General features: G+C 55.8%; 12 protein-coding genes and 2 pseudogenes. All 14 read right to left on the bottom strand.

The genetic code is table 11. The features are described from left to right. Positions 1-924, bottom strand: coding sequence for a hypothetical protein (locus tag LI149_RS09800; RefSeq protein WP_015535517.1), 924 nt, complete (start codon positions 922-924; stop codon positions 1-3). A gap of 6 nt (positions 925-930) precedes the next feature. Then, positions 931-1743, bottom strand: a complete 813-nt coding sequence (locus LI149_RS09795) for a PcfB family protein (protein WP_227143292.1) — start codon at positions 1741-1743, stop codon at positions 931-933. Positions 1744-1749: 6 nt separating this feature from the next. Further along, positions 1750-3162: a relaxase/mobilization nuclease domain-containing protein gene (locus tag LI149_RS09790; protein WP_227143291.1), complete on the bottom strand. Its 1413-nt coding sequence runs from the start codon at positions 3160-3162 to the stop codon at positions 1750-1752. Positions 3163-3187: 25 nt separating this feature from the next. Continuing rightward, positions 3188-3619, bottom strand: a complete 432-nt coding sequence (locus tag LI149_RS09785; RefSeq protein ID WP_015535519.1) for a plasmid mobilization relaxosome protein MobC — start codon at positions 3617-3619, stop codon at positions 3188-3190. Then, the gene (locus tag LI149_RS09780) at positions 3616-3729 is read right to left on the bottom strand and encodes a DUF3789 domain-containing protein (RefSeq protein ID WP_015535520.1); all 114 of its coding nucleotides are present in this window, start codon (positions 3727-3729) and stop codon (positions 3616-3618) included. The genes LI149_RS09785 and LI149_RS09780 overlap by 4 nt, the downstream gene beginning before the upstream one ends. A gap of 141 nt (positions 3730-3870) precedes the next feature. Beyond that, positions 3871-4062 (bottom strand): DpnD/PcfM family protein, encoded by a 192-nt coding sequence (locus LI149_RS09775; protein WP_015535521.1) that lies wholly within the window; start codon positions 4060-4062, stop codon positions 3871-3873. A gap of 79 nt (positions 4063-4141) precedes the next feature. Continuing rightward, on the bottom strand, positions 4142-5536 hold the full coding sequence (locus LI149_RS09770) for a helix-turn-helix domain-containing protein (RefSeq protein ID WP_015535522.1): 1395 nt from the start codon (positions 5534-5536) through the stop codon (positions 4142-4144). An 84-nt stretch (positions 5537-5620) separates the two neighbouring features. Beyond that, complete coding sequence (locus tag LI149_RS09765) at positions 5621-6592, bottom strand: DUF3991 and TOPRIM domain-containing protein (RefSeq protein WP_015535523.1); 972 nt, start codon at positions 6590-6592, stop codon at positions 5621-5623. A gap of 335 nt (positions 6593-6927) precedes the next feature. Further along, the gene (locus LI149_RS09760; protein WP_227143290.1) at positions 6928-7260 is read right to left on the bottom strand and encodes a DUF6664 family protein; all 333 of its coding nucleotides are present in this window, start codon (positions 7258-7260) and stop codon (positions 6928-6930) included. A gap of 83 nt (positions 7261-7343) precedes the next feature. Then, complete coding sequence (locus LI149_RS09755; RefSeq protein ID WP_015535525.1) at positions 7344-7679, bottom strand: DUF3848 domain-containing protein; 336 nt, start codon at positions 7677-7679, stop codon at positions 7344-7346. 11 nt (positions 7680-7690) lie between these two features. After that, positions 7691-12496: pseudogene (locus tag LI149_RS09750) on the bottom strand (SNF2-related protein); the annotation flags it as partial. Between the two features lie 402 nt (positions 12497-12898). Then, positions 12899-13402: pseudogene (locus LI149_RS15725) on the bottom strand (LPD11 domain-containing protein); the annotation flags it as partial. Positions 13403-13414: 12 nt separating this feature from the next. Beyond that, positions 13415-16324 carry a hypothetical protein gene (locus tag LI149_RS09740; protein WP_227143289.1) on the bottom strand — a complete coding sequence of 970 codons (2910 nt, stop codon included), beginning with the start codon at positions 16322-16324 and terminating at the stop codon, positions 13415-13417. Further along, positions 16252-16605, bottom strand: coding sequence for a TnpV protein (locus LI149_RS09735; protein WP_105205001.1), 354 nt, complete (start codon positions 16603-16605; stop codon positions 16252-16254). Before LI149_RS09735 ends, LI149_RS09740 begins: the two co-directional genes overlap by 73 nt. Positions 16606-16826: the final 221 nt, after the last annotated feature.

Genomic DNA, 16826 nt, shown 5'->3' with positions numbered 1-16826 from the left:
TTACCGTTCCTGTTCCTTCTGCTTGCTGTCGCGGGTGAGGCCCATAGCCCTGGCCATACGGCCATTGAGGGATTTGAACGTATCCCGCATATCGGTGAGGGCAGCAGGAATATCCTCCCTGGGGACCTGCCCCTGAAACACGCCGTCCAGTTTGGAAATCTCATACTCTTTGGCGTCCACGCCATACCGCTTGCAGAGCATATAGCTGACAGCATAGGCTTTGTAGCCATCTGTCTCTCTGGAATAGCCGTCCATGCTTTGGGCAAGCTGCACGTTGGCAACCTCCAGAGAAACACAGCGGAAGATGTCCGGCGCGTCCATGCCCTTTTTCACCAGGATGGCGTTCTGCTCTGCAGAAAACATGGCCCCACGGCCCTGTGGCAGTTCCTCCACGGCCCGGATGGGCACCGGGGAACTGGCAATCAGGCCCTTTAAGAGCAGACGGTCATCGTAGCGCACCTGGGGCTGAACCTGATCCCGCGCCGTAGTCTGGGAAATATCATAGACTTCCTTGGCGTAAAAGTTCTGGCCCACGCTGCCATCCTCACGCCGGTATGCCTTGCCCGGCTCCAGAATGATGATGGGCAAACGCTTCTCATCCTCCAAAATCTCGATCCCCTGGGCGTGCCACTCCTTGTAGCCGCCTACACGCACCGCGTCGGGGCATTTATCCCCAATCAGAAGTGCATTGCGAGCAGAGTGGAAGGGAAAACGGCTCTGCACATCCAGATATGCCTCCATACTGCCCGTACCCTCGGAGAACTCTCCAAAAATCCGGTCCAAGGTGGCATAGGCTTCTTTTCGCTGTTTTTCCTCCCGGATCTGCCACCACTGGCGCTTGGGGCGCTCTTTCTGGCTTTCCTGCTTTTGCGGCGCGGCCTCCGCCTGGGGCTGCTGTTCAAACAGATCGTCAAAATTATTCATCACAGATTACCTCTCTTTCGATTTGGGCTTCTTTTTGGGTTTGGGCGGCTGGTGCCGGGTTGTTTTCTGAGCCGCCTTCTTCTGGGGTGCAGCCGGCTCCTCGGCCCTGGCAGCCTCCGCCTCCTTCTTCCGCTGGGCCTGGATGTCCCGCAGCTCCTGCCGGACGGAAGGCTTCTCGGCTCCATCAGAAGTACCCCTTGCGGACTTGCTGCTGCTCTCGGAGATAGGCTCGGACGGAGGGGATTTTTCCGCCGCTGGGGCAAAAGGGGCGTTCTTCTCCGCTGCCGGATTTTCCGGCTGGGCTTTTTCTTTCTGGGTGGGCTTTTCCATCAGCTCATCCAAAAGCTGGTCGTCCACACTCTTTTCCGGCATGGCCTGCTCCGGCGCGGCGGGTTCGCTGCCGCGCTGTTCGCGGGATTTCTCAATATCCTCCTTGATCGAAGCCGTATCCACAACGGTGAGCTTGAACTTCTCCACGATCCGGTTGGCTCTGGCAGCGTCATCCTCGAACACCAGAATGTCGATGGTGTCGTCGCCTTTCTTCACCGGGATGGGCGCATAAAGAATCCCGTACCCCTTGGCTTGCTTGGCAAACTCCGGGCAATTCTCCTTCTTGATGGTGTAAACCTTTAAGGGGCGCTTCTCCCGCAGCATGGCTTCAATGCGGGCTTTGCCCTTGGTCTTTTTCTGGTCTTTCAGAACCGTGTAAAGGGCGGCGGCCAGATTTTTAGCAGCAGAACCGGTGATTTTGAGGGCAAATTCAGCGCCCTCCAGGCTCATCCGTACCACTTGCTCCGCCGCGTCGCCTGAGTTATACATCAAAAATCATCTCCTTCCTGGGGGAGCCGCCCGGCCCTGCTCCGGCTCCTGGCGGGCTTTCTCATCCCTGCCGGAGACTTCCTCACGGGCGGCCTGTATCTTATCCTTGATGGAAGTGGAGCGCAGGGCAATATCCCCGCACAGCTTCACCTCCCGGCGCAGCTCCTTGATCTGCGCAGATAGTTTGGAGATCTCAGCCCGGATATACTCCTGCCTGGCAGGGTCGGCCAGCACTGCCTTGGTGCGAAGTTTCCGGTACAGGCTTTTCCGCTGTTCCGTCAGGCCGGCAAACTGAGATTTCACATCGGACCGATAGGCGTTAAGCTGCTCCAGGGTGTCAATGCGGTGGCGGGAAAGAAGGCAGGCTTCATCGGTAAGCTCCTGCGCCCGGATCAAATCCTCCCGCAGTGCATGAGGCACCCGCCTGGGCGGGCGGTTCTGCTTTTGGGGGAATACCCCCAGCAGATAGCAGTAGTGGAAGTAGAGGGCGCGGAACCCCGTCACCTTTTTGGCCTGTTTCAAATCCCCGTGTAGCCTGCACCGAAACGGCTCCGGCCTGTGTTCCCGCTGGGGGCGGCGCTGGGCTAAAATCCGCCTGCGGATGTTCTCCATCGAGTAGTCCTCGCCAAAGTTACGCATGAGCTTGCGTCCACGGGGGTAATTCGGCGGGCGGACCGTAATATCCTTGCCCACCTTGACGTCATAGCCCATCTGCCGCAGATGATAAAAAAACTGCCGTTCCGTCATAGACTGGCGGATGGCAGTATCCACATCGGCTTTGATGAGGGAGAGATAGGTGGGGCGGCCTTCCTGCTCGGCCCGCCATTCCCCGTAGTGCTTGGATTTTCCCCGCTGGGGGTTCTCAATGACAGAAAGCCCATACTCGCGGCACAGCCGGTCGGATTCCCGCTGCATATCGAAATAATCCTGCTCGGTACGATGGTACTTGATGCCGTCCACGAAGGAAACCGTGTTCACTACAAAATGATTGTGCAGATGATTTTCCCTGTCCAGATGGGTAGCCACCAGCACCTGGTATTTTTCACCCCACAGCTTTTTTGCCAGGGCAAGGCCGATCTCATGGGCCAGCTCCGGCGTGGCCTCGCCGGGGGCAAAGCTCTGATAGCCGTGGTAGGCCACAGTCCCGTCCTCCTTTCCGAAACGCTTTTTTACCGCTATCATCTCATCGCGGGCCGTAGAGGGGCTGCAATTCACCCCGGAAACAAACTGCCGCATGACCGTTTCGCCTTCGCTTTCCACCGTCTTGCCTGTTTTTTGCTGCTGGACGGCATACTCGATCACATCGGATAGGCCCTGGGCCTCCTTGCCATCCATATCCTGCTTTTCAAAGAAATCAGGATTTTCGGTCTTATCTGGATTCTCGATATAGATGAGAACCTTGCCCAGCCAGCCGTTCACCCGCCAGATAGACGTGGTAGCCACGTCACACCGCGCTCCGCTTGCCGCTTTTGCCGCAAGCGTCAAAAGGCTCACCGCTTCGCGGGTGCTCCTTCTCCCCACGAAGCAGGCTTCGCGGGGACCCCTTCGTGTCCATAGCGCGGGGAAGGATCACCGCTTTGGTGATGTCCCGGACGAGCTGGTCGAATTTTCGCATTTCCTCATCATAGCGGCGCTCATCAATGACGCCCAGCACATGGGCTTTCTGGGCGATCTGGTTGAGGTTGCCGCCAATCCGGTGAAGCTCCCGCATAAAGTCGTAGTAGGCGGGCGGCGGCGCGTCCTGGGGAACCAGGCCGTTCACCAGATGGCGCAGGTACGCCTCACGGGAAAGGCCGCTGCGCTTTACTTTTTTGTTGAAGGCTTCCGCCTCTTTTTTGTCCAGCCAAAACTGTACGTGTACGTTGCGTTTTCTCATTCTTCCGAATCCTCCTTTCTGCCTATGCGGTTGATTTGAAGCAGGCACATAATCAGCACGCCGACCACACCGCCCAGCAGAAATCCAATGGCGAAAAACAATCCTTCCATGAAAACCTCCATCCTTTCAAAAGGGGTATTAGGGGGCGTTCCCCCTAACAAGCGGCCTTTGTGGTATCACAAAGGCGATGCTTGCTGGTACAGCTACATTCCATTCCCCTGCGGAGAATCCGGGACAGGCGAAAAAAGAACTCATCGCTCGCCCCGGTCACGGAAATACCGCTTGGCATGGAACTCCACGCCGGTAAAATGGCTGGCGTCCAGAACGACTTCGCCGCGTTTCCATTGGTCCCTGGCAAACTGCTCGGCCTCCTCCCGGCTGTTTGCCGCCACCTTCATTTTCACCTCCAGCGTTTCCCGGATGGTAACATCATAATGGTTCATCACTCACGCTCCTCTCTAAAAATGGGCAGCAAAAAAGAGCGTCCATTTTCAGAACGCTCTCCAAAAAAGAGATTCGTTTTTACCGCGCCTTCTCCTGTTTCAGATGACGGGTGGGGATTGCCAGCAGCTTACGCACCCGGCTCTCCAAATGCTTCTCAATGGCCTGCAAATGTTCTTCCGGCAGGCCCAGGCTTTCGTGGCGCTTGAACCGGAACCCGATCATGCGGCGAAGCTGCTCTTTCTGCTTTGGCCCCATGACCTCTGCACACACTTCCTCATAGGAGATGTTGTAGGGGTTAGAACGGGTTTTTGCATACTCGTCCAGATTCGCATAATCTTCCTTACCGGCATAGCAGAACAGGGACAGCCCATTGTCAAAAATGGGGGCGGGCGCAATAATGTTGCCGCTGTGGTTATCCCGCAGGACGCCAAAGTTTCCAAAGTGGCGGTCCTCATTGTAAATCAGAGCGTCAAACACCAGCATACTGCGGATTTGCTCGGAAAACTCCGGCCCCAGCTTGTCGTAGTAGGCAAGGCAGGCGGCAATGCCCCCGGTTCGGACAATGCGCCCGATGGGGATATAGGCTGTGTCGATGTTGGTAAACAGGGCGCACTTAGAGGCGGTAATGCCTTTCCAATTCTCCAGGTCATAATGCACGGCGTTCAGACGCATGGTTTCCGCAATCTGCGAAGCATAATACTCGCAGTACGGCTCCCGGCCCGCATTGGACGCGCCGGTCGTGCCGCCCTTGTAGAGATAAATCCCATCGTGCTCCACATATCGCCACGCCTTGGGCAGCATACCGCCTGTGGTCAGCTCCGGGGATGTGGTAAACGCCTGCCTGCTCCCGCCTGCGCCGGTATAGGCCACCAGCGCCAGTATCTCGGAAAAGCGATTTTCGTAAAGATTGTATTGGGAGAATCCCCCCTCAAATCCTTCCGGCACCACCCAATAGCTGTCGTTGAGCGACAGCCCCTTGCACACGTCGATGATTCCCTTGGTGTCGTTGTGGCTGAGGCCAAGGGTTTTCAAAATCTCGTCCACAAAGGCGCGGTTTTTGGGGATAACCCGCCGCTCCAGCCAATGAATGACGCCCTCGCCGGTGCGCTCCATATCCAAAGGCAGCAAATGGGCCTGCTCCTCGTTGGTGTATAAGATTTCAGCCACAAGGCCGGACAAGCCCTGCTTTTCCATGGAAAAGCGCATTAGCTCCGTATCATAAATGCGGAGACTGTAAACATTACTCATAGGCTCCTCCTTGTCGTTCAGTTCCAGTGAAACATCCTTTCCCAGCGCCGAGGCGATTTTTAAGATCATATCAAGCGTGGGGTTCTGTGTCCCACTTTCCAGGCGGTTAATGCCGGAACGCTGGATTCCCAGCCGCCTTGCCAGTTCTGCCTGGGAAATGCCCTGCTCCAGACGGGCCTCCACAAGCTGGGATATGATTTTCTGCCGTTTGCGCAGTTCATCCATACTCTCACCTCACTGCTTTAATGTTAACATATATGATAACAATTTGCAAGAGGGAGAATCTGTCGAAGCTGCAAAACTGGCAACTCACCGCTCCGGCTCTTTGCTGTGGCTGCCCCGAATGGGAATCCCCAGCCGGTGGCACAGAAAATCATTCACATCCTTTCCACGGGGCGGCGGTTTGTTCTCCACACGGTAGCCCTCCGGCATGACAGCCATGATTGCCTTGGCCGCCAGCCGGCCAGCCGTGTCATTGTCCAAATGGAGATAGACGGTTTTCACATGGGGGTGGTCATCCAAAAATCGGGTGAGGGCCACCGGCAGCTTGCTTTCCTCCATCTTTTTCTTCGGCTGGTACACCCCGGCCAGGGACAGCAGATTGTGCCGCCGCCAGTCAATCCCGTCCAGCTTGCAGAGAGTGGCATAGGACATCACATCAATGGCGCACTCGCACAGATGGACTGCCGGATTTTCCACGCAAGCGGGCAGGGCGAAGGAAAAGTGCTTATCACTGCCGCTTAAATCCCCGTGGAACCGGGCTTCACTGATTCCCCGCAGGCAGCCGAACCGCGCCTTGCCATCCTTGTCGAAGCCCACAAAAACCACGTTGCTGTGGCCCTTGTTCCGGCTCTCATAAATCCGCCCGGTCTGAACGCAGTAGTCCAAAATCTCCTGGTCAATGCCCCGGCCTTTGAGATAGGCCATCATCGCCCGATTATCCGGGGCGGCCTGGGGCAGAAGCAGGTGCTTGGGCTTTTCCTCCTTCGGCGCTGGCACAAAGGAAGGCGGCGGGATGGCAGCCCTTCCGGAGATAGTTTCCATGGCCTCCAAAAAGGAATAGCCGTTGACCTTGATGAGATAGTCCAGCGCACTGTAACCGCCAATCCCGCGGGAAAACCAGCACCATTTGCCGTTGGAAATCCGCAGGCTGTCATGGGTCTTGGTACAGTAGACGTTGCCGGACACATGGACCAGCTCCTGGGGTTCGCAGGTTTGCAGGTAGGTGAGCAGGTCCACCTGCCTTGCCCGTTCGATGGCTTCTGAATCGTAAAAAGGCATAAAAAAATACAGCCCCCTTCACATAGCCATAGATTAGCCGCCCCATGTGGGGTAGCTGACTATGTAAAAGGGGCTGTACTCTTTTCAGATATGGAAAAAGCCGACTGGATTGCTCCAATCGACTTTCTGCATATACTTTTGCGATTTATATGCAGATATGAATGGGGAATGTGCAGTTTTGGGCGGCAGCTTTAAGCCATATCCAAAAACTCCAAGAATTTCAATAGTTTTTACTCCTAATCCGTAAAAACTTGTTTTGTTCAAGACCTTTTTGGGGGTGCGAATGAATTTGGATATGTAAAAGCGGCATGGATTTTTCCATGCCGCCCAAAAAACTATTCAGTTTTGAAAGCGCCGATTTTCTTCAGATAGGCAAATCCGTCTGCATGGCCCCGGAAGTAGATGTGTTCCCGTTTCATATTATCGGCCCGCATATACAGCCGGATAAATTCTTTCAAGGCTTCATGCTCCTCAGCGGTAAAAGAAAGTTCTCCCTTGCCCTCCAGCAGAGCGCCAATCACAAGATTTTGGCGTTTCAGTTCCTCCATCTGGGCCTTCAACTCGGTATATTCCGGGCTGGCAGCCGCCAAATCCATCACGATGTCGCTGTCGATTTCAGAAAACTGCTCGGAAATGCGCTCCGGGAGCAGGCAGTAGCTATCGTCCATCTATCATCGTCCATCTATCATCACCCCTTATCACGATTTTTATTATACTATACCTGCCCCGCAGCGCAATGGCAAATGTGCAATCACCTTTCTTTCTGCGCTTTGGCTTTCTGTTTGGCTTCGGCGGCCCTGGCCTGTTCCTGGACAGTATCCCATACCGTATCCATATAAGAGGTTTCCTGGTTCTCCCACCTCTCAAAAATCTGCTTCAAGGGCTTGTCAGATTTCAGCAGCGCCCTGGCCTGACTATCCTCCAGATCGTGGTATTCAAGAGACATCAGGATGTCCTCCCGCACCGTGTACTCATAGGCATGGTTCAAAATCTCAGCCGGCGGTTGGGAGAGCAGCCAATCCCGGAACTGCTCCTGTTCCGCAAACATTTTCTCATAGAGCCTGGTATTTAATTCTTCGTTGGTCATCGTATCCTCCTTTACCGTGCCAGCTCCGCAACCCTCCGGGCAGGCACATCCTCGCCCTCGTCTGGGGTATCGTCCATCAATGTTTTGTCCTTCTCATCCATGTTGAGCAGAATATTCAGCTCTTTCAAACGGGCTGTTTTCTCCGCCAGCTCCTCCTCGCGGGCAAAAGGTGTAGCCAATTCCGTGCGGGCGTTTTCAAGCTGGGCCTTGGTTTCCTCCAGGCTGTTCTGCTCGGCCTGCAGGCTGCCTGCAAGGTTTTCCAGAGCGTTGTCCAGGCGGGTGATATTGCCGAACACATCCGCCCCCAGCGTCACCGTATGGGAAAGAGTGCCTTTGAGCGTGATCCGATACTCGTTGCTCCTGCCATCATAAGCCAGCACCATGGAAAAGCCCCGGTACTGCCCCAAAAGAACAGCGTCGGAACCTGTCATACGGGTGCAAACATCAATGATAGCCTTGCCGGCGCCCTCTTTTTCGGTGTAGTGCCTGCCATCCACCTCCATGCCGCAGAAGCCCTCCTGGGCCTTGGGGTGGGCCGCCGCCAGCGCCACATCCTGCTCATAGCCCGCGATCCGTTCCGTGAGCTGGGTGATTTCCTCCGGGTATTTCCGATACACCAGTTCCTCCAGAGCGTACACCTGGTTCAAGTGGCTGGCTTTCAGCATATTGAGCCGCGCCACCTCCATATCCAGGTTGCACTTCTCGATAATAAGTGGGTTGCCGGTGGCCAATGCCTTGATTTCCGAATAGCTGAGGGCAGTTTCATCTACATCATCCGCCACACGGACGGGGGCCTTGCTGGTCATGATCTGGGCGATGAACTTCTGCTTGTTCTCCACAAGCTGGTAGAGGTAAGCGTCAAAAGTGCCTTCCGTTACATACCGATAGATTTCCACCTCCTCATTTTCATTGCCCTGGCGGACGATACGCCCCAGCCGCTGCTGAAGGTCGGAAGGCCGCCAGGGGCAGTCCAGGTCATGCAGGGCAATGAGCTTATCCTGGACGTTAGTGCCTGCGCCCATTTTGGCCGTGGAACCCAGCAGCACCCGCACCTGCCCGGCGCGCACCTTGGAAAACAGCTCCTTCTTTTTGGCTTCGCTGTCTGCCGTGTGGATAAAGGCGATTTCTTCTTCCGGGATACCGGCGTCCATCAGTTTCTTTTTTAGGTCGTCATAAACACTGAAAGAGCCATCGGTAGTAGGTGTGGACAGGTCGCAGAATACAAGCTGGGCAGAGCGTTTTTCTTTAGTCTGTTCCCAGATGCGGAACACATTCCGGGCGCAGACAGCCACCTTGCCATTGGGGTCGTCGGCAGCGAGAGGGTTGATGAGCCGCATATCCAGCGCCAATTTCCGCCCGTCATTGGTAATGCGGAGCATATTGTCCACATGGGGGTCAACCCCACCGGCACGGATTTTCTCTGCCCGTTCCGCCAGCCCCCTTATCATCTCTTTCTGAAGCTCCGAGGGCTGGATCACTTCCGTGTGGAAGTTTGCCTTGGGAACAGGCAGACAAAGCATATCCGCTGTTTGGATGTCGGCAACCTCCTTGAAAGCAGCCATCAGCTCCGGCAGGTTATAAAACTTGGCAAACCGGGTTTTGGCTCGGTAGCCGGTGCCCTCCGGCGATAACTCGATGGCTGTAACCGTTTCTCCGAAGCTCCCCGCCCAGTCATCGAAATGGACAAGGCCCATCTCCTGCAGGAGCCTGTACTGCAAATACCTCTGGATGGTGTAAAGCTCTACCATGGAGTTGGAGATAGGGGTGCCGGTGGCAAAAATCACGCCGCGCCCGCCGGTCAACTCGTCCAGATACTGCGTTTTCATGAACAGGTCGCTGGATTTCTGGGCTTCGGTCTGGGCAATGCCGCCCACGTTTCGCATTTTTGTCGCCAAAAACAAGTTCTTAAAATAATGGCTCTCATCAATAAAGAGCCTGTCCACGCCGAGCTGCTCAAAGGTGACGGTGTCATCCTTGCGGCTCTGGTCGTTGAGCTTGGCCAGCCTTGTCTCCAGCGATTTCCGGGTACGCTCCATCTGCTTGACCGTGTAGCGTTCCGCCTTCTGTGCCTTGGCCTGCTCGATTCCTTCCAGGATTTCTTCAATCTGGCGCTCCAAAATGGCCTGCTGGCGCTCCAGGCTCATGGGGATTTTTTCAAACTGGCTGTGGCCGATGATGATGGCGTCGTAGTCCCCGGTGGCAATGCGGCTGCAAAACTTCTTGCGGTTCTGGGTTTCAAAATCTTTCTTCGTGGCAACTAAAATGTTGGCGCTGGGATAGAGCTGGAGCCATTCCGCCGCCCACTGCTCGGTGATGTGGTTTGGCACCACGATCAGCGACTTGGTGCAAAGGCCCAAACGCTTCATCTCCATGGCAGCGGCCACCATCTCGTAGGTCTTGCCCGCCCCCACCTCGTGGGCCAGCAGGGTATTCCCGCCGTAAAGGATATGGGCAATCGCGTTGATCTGATGAGGCCGTAGGGAAATTTCCGGGTTCATGCCCTCAAACCGGATGTGCCGCCCATCATACTCACGGGGGCGGACGCCGTTGAAGGTTTCGTTGTAAACACGGCACAGCAGTTCCCGGCGGTCGATGTCTTTCCAGATCCACTCGGCAAACTTCTGCTTGATGAGTTCCTGCCGGTCCTGGGCAATCGCGGTTTCTTTTTTGTTGAGGACAGGCTTTTTCTTGCCGTTCTCGTCCTCAATATAGTCAAATACCCGCACATCCCTTTGATTTAGGGTCTGCTCCAAGATGTGGTAGGCGCTCATCCGCTTGGTGCCGTAGGTGGTAATGGCTTTCACATTGCTGCGGTCGGCGTTTTTCTCCCGGATGCTCCATTGGCCGGTGGCTTCGGAGCGCAGGATTTTAATACGATCCCGCACATAGTAATTGGGGGTGAGCAGCTCCACCATGAATTGCTGGTACACCTCGATGGGCACCCAGTTCGCGCCAATGCGCACGCCAATTTCTCCAGCGCCCAAATCCTGGGGCTGAACGGCTTCCAGGGCCTCCACATTTCTGCGGGCGGTTTCCTTCTGATTGTCAGGGGCCACTTCCAGGAATGCTTTTGCCATCCGCAGCTTTTGGCGCACTTTCCCGGAAAGGTACTCATCCGCCGTGACAAGAGGATAGCGGCTCAAATCCGCCAAAGAAGGCAGGATGTCCTCCGGGTTCTCCGCACAGCGAATATCCCGGTAGATCACCCCGGCAAGCTCTTTTTCCAGTTCCTCCGGGGATTTACCCGACAGCTCTGCCATATAGTCCATATCCACACGGGCTTTTTCCGAAATGGACACCGCCAACGCTTCACTGGCTGTATCCACACTGGTGACAGCCACATGGGGCCGGATGGTGCGCCGGGTGAACATATCGGCTTTTCTTTTTAGGTTGCCCTGCTCATCCAGCACCTCCAGAGAGCACAAGAGGCAGTAGCTGGAGTCCTCCGAAAAGGCCAGCTTGTTGCCGCGACTGTTCAGCAGCCCATACTTGGCGGTGAAGCTGTCGTAAAGGGCGTTGAGCTTTTGCTGCTCGGCTGCAATATCCTCATCCGGGTAGCCTTCGGTCTGGTACTCAATAAGCCTGCGGGTACATTCCCGCAGCTCGATCATGCCACGGATACGGTTTTCCGCCGTGACGGAGACTTCCACCGGGTGCATGAGACTGTTTTCTCGGTAGTATACTTGCCCATCTGCAATCGTGTAGCTGAAATTCTTCACTGTGGGGTCGGCAGGGATGGAGCGATCTTCCTCCTCGTCCAGCTCCTCCAGCTCATAGGGCTTGATTTCCGCCTGCAAAAACTGGATGGCATTGGCAAGCTGCTCGGATAAATCTTCCCCCTCGCGGGCTTTGCAGGCGCTGTCCGGCCCGAACCGTGTGGATTCCATCACCATGTCGCCCAAAATCATCTCCGGGTGCTGCACGAAATAGCGGTTCATGCGGATTCCGTTTTCATCGGTGTCCAAATGCACCCAATCCTGGTCTAAATCGGTGATGTGGTCGCGCTTTTGCAGGAAAATGATGTCGCTGGTCACTTCCGTTCCGGCGTTCCGCTTGAAGGTGTTATCCGGCAGGCGGATGGCCCCAATGAGATCGGCGCGCTGTGCCAGGTACTTTCGGACGCTGGAGTTTTCCTTGTCCAGAGTGCCTTTGCTGGTAATGAACGCCACAATACCGCCGAGCCGCACCTTGTCCAGCGTCTTGCCGAAGAAATAGTCGTGGATCAGCCAGTGGTGCTTGTCGTACCGTTTATCCAGCACTTTGAAATCCCCAAAGGGGACGTTGCCCACGGCTACATCAAAAAAGCTGTCGGGCATTTGCACAGTTTCAAAGCCGTTTACGGAAATGTTGGCATTCTGGTAAAGCTGGCCCGCAATCCGCCCGGAAATGGAATCCAGCTCTACGCCATAGGCTTTGCTGCCCGCCAAATCTGTGGGGAGCAAGCCAAGGAAATTACCGGTGCCGCAGGATGGCTCCAAAATGTTCCCTTGGGTAAAGCCCATCTGAGCGAGGGCCTTATAGATTCCCCGGATGACCACAGGCGGCGTGTAAAAGGCGGTGAGGGAGCTGGCCCTGGCCGCTGCGTATTCCTCCGAATCCAGCAGAGATTTCAGTTCCTCATAATGGGGGCTGGTTTGTTCAAAGCAGTTTGCAAGGCCGCCCCAGCCCACATAGCGGGACAGGATTTCCTGTTCTTCGGGCGTGGCCAGCCGTTCCTCAGCTTCGATCTGCTTCAAGGTGCGGATGGCGGCAGCATTGGCCGCGTATTTCTCGCTGGGGGTGCCGTGGCCCAGGGCGTCATCGGTGATGTGGAAATCATGGCGCTGATCCCTGGGGACCTCCGGGTGCAGGGTTGTGAAAGTAATGCGCTCACGGCGGGGGTGCTTCGGCGGCAGTGGGAGTGCTTCTTCTTTTTTAGGCTGTAAATCGGCCTGCTCTGGGCTGGCTGACGGTTCCTCTGCGGCAGGGGCTTGTTTTGCCTGCTCAATGGCTCGTTCATCAGGGAAGTTCCCGTAAACCCGCAGCCATCTGTTCTCCTGAAGGTCATAGATACCCGCGCCATCATAGGCAAAGCCATCCTCGCCCTCCATAGTGCCGGCCACATATTTCTGCGCAGCTTGTTCGGCCTCCGCCAGCGTTTGGTAATCCAGCCGTTCATCAAAGCCATTTTCAAAGTGGTGGTACACCACCACTTCGTAAGGCGGCTCCATGCGCTGGGCATAGCGGTCGATGTCCTCCATGGTGAGCCATTCCGGTTTTTCCGGCAGGGCGTCATAGAGTTCCCGCATTTTGGCGATTTGCTCTCGCACGTTCCCAGCCCACAGGTGCTTTTCTGCCCGCCCGCCAGCGCCCAAGAAATAGTCGCAGTCGGCTTTCAGGCGGCTTAAAAGCATATAATCATTTTGTGGTGGTGTACTTTGCTGCAACAAGGGAAGGATGTCTTGGTACTTGGAATATTGTGCGAGGAAGTCCAGAACGCCCCCGTCACCGTCCCCAATATCCTGGCGCTCGGTGTAGGTGGTGCCATCTGGCATGACCACGGTAAATTTCACCTTGTCATACCCCAGGAACCGAGCATTTTCTGGGTCATCGGATTCGTACCACACCTGCCAAGTGCCGTATTTTTCAAGAGCAGCCTTTGCACCGGCCACCTGCTCCTCATCCGCCTGTTTCATCAGGGTGTCAAATTCACGGATACCGTAGCGTTTTCCATCTTCAAACACGGGGCTTTCGCTTCACTCGCAGAAGATGTATGGCTCTATGTCGGGAGGGTATTTTCCATTGAAATAGTCCTGGTCCACAGAGGTGAGTTGGTCAAAGTCCAGTTCGGCCAGCTCATTTTGGATGAGTTCATCCAGGCTCTCATACTGCCTGCGCTCCAAAAACTGCCCGTCCAGATAACGCTCAATGCGGTAATGGACCAAGTCGGCATTGACCTGGATGGGAATTTCCTCATCCGTAACAGTGGTGTAGGCAATGCCCACCTTTTCCAGATCACTGAAATCGGCTGGACTGCCATACTCGGCCTCGCAGAAATCGTTGATAAATTCTTTGGCAATCTCCAGTGAAGCAGGTTCCGGCTCCTCGGACAAAAACTCGCGCTCAATGAAGTCGGCAACATCCTGGCTGTTACCTTTGCCGCCATGGGCACGGTAATCCATCAAACCTTCTTCGACCAGTTCGCTGGATACCGCATATCCGGCCTCCTCCAGATAACCGGCGATTTCTTCTATCTGCGCCTGTTCCGGGGTAAGGGCCGGGGGCAGCTCCGCGATCTGCTCCATACAGAGGGTGATGTCCACCGCGATTTCTTCTTCCAGGTCCGCATGGTCCAGGAAGGATTGAAGCAGTCTGCGGATTTCCTCTCTCTGAACGGGGTCATGGAGCTGCCGGGCGATATTTTCCACCGCCTGGGCGTCATCCTCACCATAACCCATGCGGGAACCATCAAACTCTCCCACAAAACGCAGCACCTGGGCGGCCAGCTTCGGGTAGGGGTCTACCGGTTCTTCTTTTTGGGGTGGTTCCTGCGCCCTGGGCGGCACGGTGAACACCGGCGCGTCCTGGGTGGCGGAAATGGTCATTTCCGAAGTGTCAGCAATCCGCTGGATTTCCTCCCGCACTGCCTGGGGCATTTCCTCCTCGTAGAAGGTCACCGTGCGGTCTGGGGCGATGTGGGCAACCGTTTTGTAGTCACCGTGTTCCTCCTCCAGCCGGTTCCACACCGTGACGCCGTTTCCCAAATAGCCGTAGCCCAGGTCGTAGGCTTTGGCTTGCGGCATGGTGGGAACCACAGGCTCCTTGTGCTCTGCAAAGAGCGTGAAGGTTCCCTGCCGGAAGGCAGTGAGGTTTTCAAACGCCTGCTGGCGCAGGGCGTACATCCTGTCATCCTGCGGGGTGGCCTCCCAAATGGGGACCATCATCTGATAGATTTCTTCCACACGGGCCGGGTCGTCAAGCTGCGGCTCGATGAGCTTCACCGCGTCCCAATAGTCAAAGCCAAAGGGATAGGGGTGGGGCTGCTCCTGGGGTACGTTTTCAAAGAAAGTGCGGATATTCCGGGCAAGCTGGTGCTTCTCATACTGCGGCATGGCGGCGCGGTCCTCATCGGTGAGGAACCGCCCCTGGGCGATCATGGCGCTGACGCGCTTTTCCACGGCGTTCCATTTCAGCTCCACCTTGGCGTAGGGGGCGGTGATACTGCCGTGGCTGAAAGAAACGCCTTTACTGAGCTGGTAGGTCACATCGTCATTCCCACTGGAATGGCCGCTGTACTCGCCGTGGTAGTGCTTTAAGAAATTCTCCCGTTCCTTGCGCTCTGTGTGGTTGCGATAGAAAGAATACACGGCCAGCCGGTAATCGGTGCTGCGTTTTCCACCCCGGAGAAGGTTGTCGATCTCGTCCCCGGAGATGAAAAAACGCCGCTGGGGGGCGTACCCTTCGGCGGCGGTAAAGTGCAGCGGTTCCCGCTGCAGGTCGGAAAGCTGCTCCAGCAATTTTTGCGGACGGTGGAAATGGAATCGCAGCAGTTCCCGGTTCTCTCTGTATGCCTGGACAAACTGCTCCAGCTCATCCCGCAGGTTCTGCAGCCCCTCCGGATGGCCTAACAAATCGCTTATGGCGGCGCTTTCCTCTGGAAACTCATGATTTTTACCGTAAATGGTATTCACCGTGGGAAGATAGCCCGCGTCGGCAGTGCCTTCTGCAAAATCCTGCCGGAGATACCATAGCTGCGCGGCCCGTTGCTGGCGCTCATACTCATCCACCCGGTCAAGCTCGCTCTGGGGCATATATCGGCCCAAGTCCAGCAGTTCCCGGATACGGGCCGCCGCCTGTTCCCAGGGGATGAGGGTGGCGCTGGAACGCTGGGCGCTTTCGCCCTGGGCAATGCGGATTCCCTCGGCGTTGTACCAGATGGCATACTGTCGGCCATCCAGATAAAAGCCAGCGCCGTTCTCTCCATAGTGCTCTGCCAGGAACCTGGCATTGTCCGGCTTATCCTTTTTGAAATAGGCGCAGATGATGAGGCGGCTGTTCTGGTCGTTAGCACCAATGCACAGCGCCTCGTCGATTACCTGCTGAGGCAGAGCCGGGTGAGGGAAAATGGATGGTTTGGCCGTACCCTCGGCCTGGGTTGGCTGCTGAAACGCCGCAAAATCAAAAAGGGACATCTGCTGGCTCTCTTGGGTAGGGAGCTGCGGGATGTCCGTCTGAATGAAGTATTCTTTTTTGTCAATAAGCTGGGCGGTCCAGCCTGCCACCACTTCCCAGGAAAATACAGATTCCCTGGTGCGGGATGGGTAAGAGCCTTCCCACATGAGCAGGCCATTCTCCTGGGGCTTATATCCCAGGCGCTGCCCGTCAGCGATGATCTCAGTGTACCGGTCCTGATAAGCGGATTTCAGGTAGTCGGCCCGTTCCTGAACGTCGCTGTGAACCGAAAAGAAAAGCTCGATCTGATTTTTCTTATATTTCAGGTCATCATCTTTGTTGGCGATGATGGCCATGATCTGCTTTTCATCCAAAAGCGCAGGGAGCTGTTCGCCACCTGCGCTTTCTTCCGGTTCATCAATTAGCTGTAAATCAGCTCCGCCAGCACCGTTTCCTCCGCCGCGTTCTGCAGGTTGCTCATCATCTGCACCCACTTCATCTGGTCGCTGGCTTTCAGTTCCTCTGTCACGCCCTGGTTCTTGGCCATCTGCGCCACGATCTGCTCCATCCGGCGCTGGGCGGTCTGCTGGATCTCCGCCAGATGGCTGTTCAGCTTGCCGCTGGTCAGCAGGTTGGTGTACGTCACCCTGCGGTGCTCCTTGAGGAATTTCTTCCGAAGCAATGCGTATTTCCCATGGGGAACCGGCTCCTCCTGGGGCGGCAGAAGGTTCGGCAGATTGTAGTCGCCCTGCCTGGTGTAAGTGATCTCGGTCATATTCAAAACTCCTTTCCAGCTGTGTGTTTTCCTGTTCAGTTACAGCATACTGGTTTTTCTGCTGGGGTTCAAATGTGCGATTTTCTTTTTGGGGCTGTCTTTGCAGGGCAAGAACCGTGCGGGAAATGGCGGAAAGGCACATCTGGGAGATGTCCCCGGTGGCCACGCCTAAAGCGTTCAACGTCTGCGGGGTGTTAAAGTCCGTCACATCCCGGAAATCC

Origin of the sequence: Dorea sp. 210702-DFI.3.17, assembly GCF_020560825.1 — a bacterium.
Lineage (GTDB): Bacteria > Bacillota > Clostridia > Lachnospirales > Lachnospiraceae > Dorea > Dorea formicigenerans.
Note: the sequence above shows the minus strand (reverse complement) of the source record. Positions and strands in the feature narration are given on the sequence as shown.

Coding starts and splice junctions, on each gene's coding strand:
- LI149_RS09800 (WP_015535517.1), bottom strand. CDS start 924: ATGAATAATTTTGACGATCTGTTTGAACAGCAGCCCCAGGCGGAGGCC.
- LI149_RS09795 (WP_227143292.1), bottom strand. CDS start 1,743: ATGTATAACTCAGGCGACGCGGCGGAGCAAGTGGTACGGATGAGCCTG.
- LI149_RS09785 (WP_015535519.1), bottom strand. CDS start 3,619: ATGAGAAAACGCAACGTACACGTACAGTTTTGGCTGGACAAAAAAGAG.
- LI149_RS09780 (WP_015535520.1), bottom strand. CDS start 3,729: ATGGAAGGATTGTTTTTCGCCATTGGATTTCTGCTGGGCGGTGTGGTC.
- LI149_RS09775 (WP_015535521.1), bottom strand. CDS start 4,062: ATGAACCATTATGATGTTACCATCCGGGAAACGCTGGAGGTGAAAATG.
- LI149_RS09770 (WP_015535522.1), bottom strand. CDS start 5,536: ATGGATGAACTGCGCAAACGGCAGAAAATCATATCCCAGCTTGTGGAG.
- LI149_RS09765 (WP_015535523.1), bottom strand. CDS start 6,592: ATGCCTTTTTACGATTCAGAAGCCATCGAACGGGCAAGGCAGGTGGAC.
- LI149_RS09760 (WP_227143290.1), bottom strand. CDS start 7,260: ATGGACGATAGCTACTGCCTGCTCCCGGAGCGCATTTCCGAGCAGTTT.
- LI149_RS09755 (WP_015535525.1), bottom strand. CDS start 7,679: ATGACCAACGAAGAATTAAATACCAGGCTCTATGAGAAAATGTTTGCG.
- LI149_RS09735 (WP_105205001.1), bottom strand. CDS start 16,605: ATGACCGAGATCACTTACACCAGGCAGGGCGACTACAATCTGCCGAAC.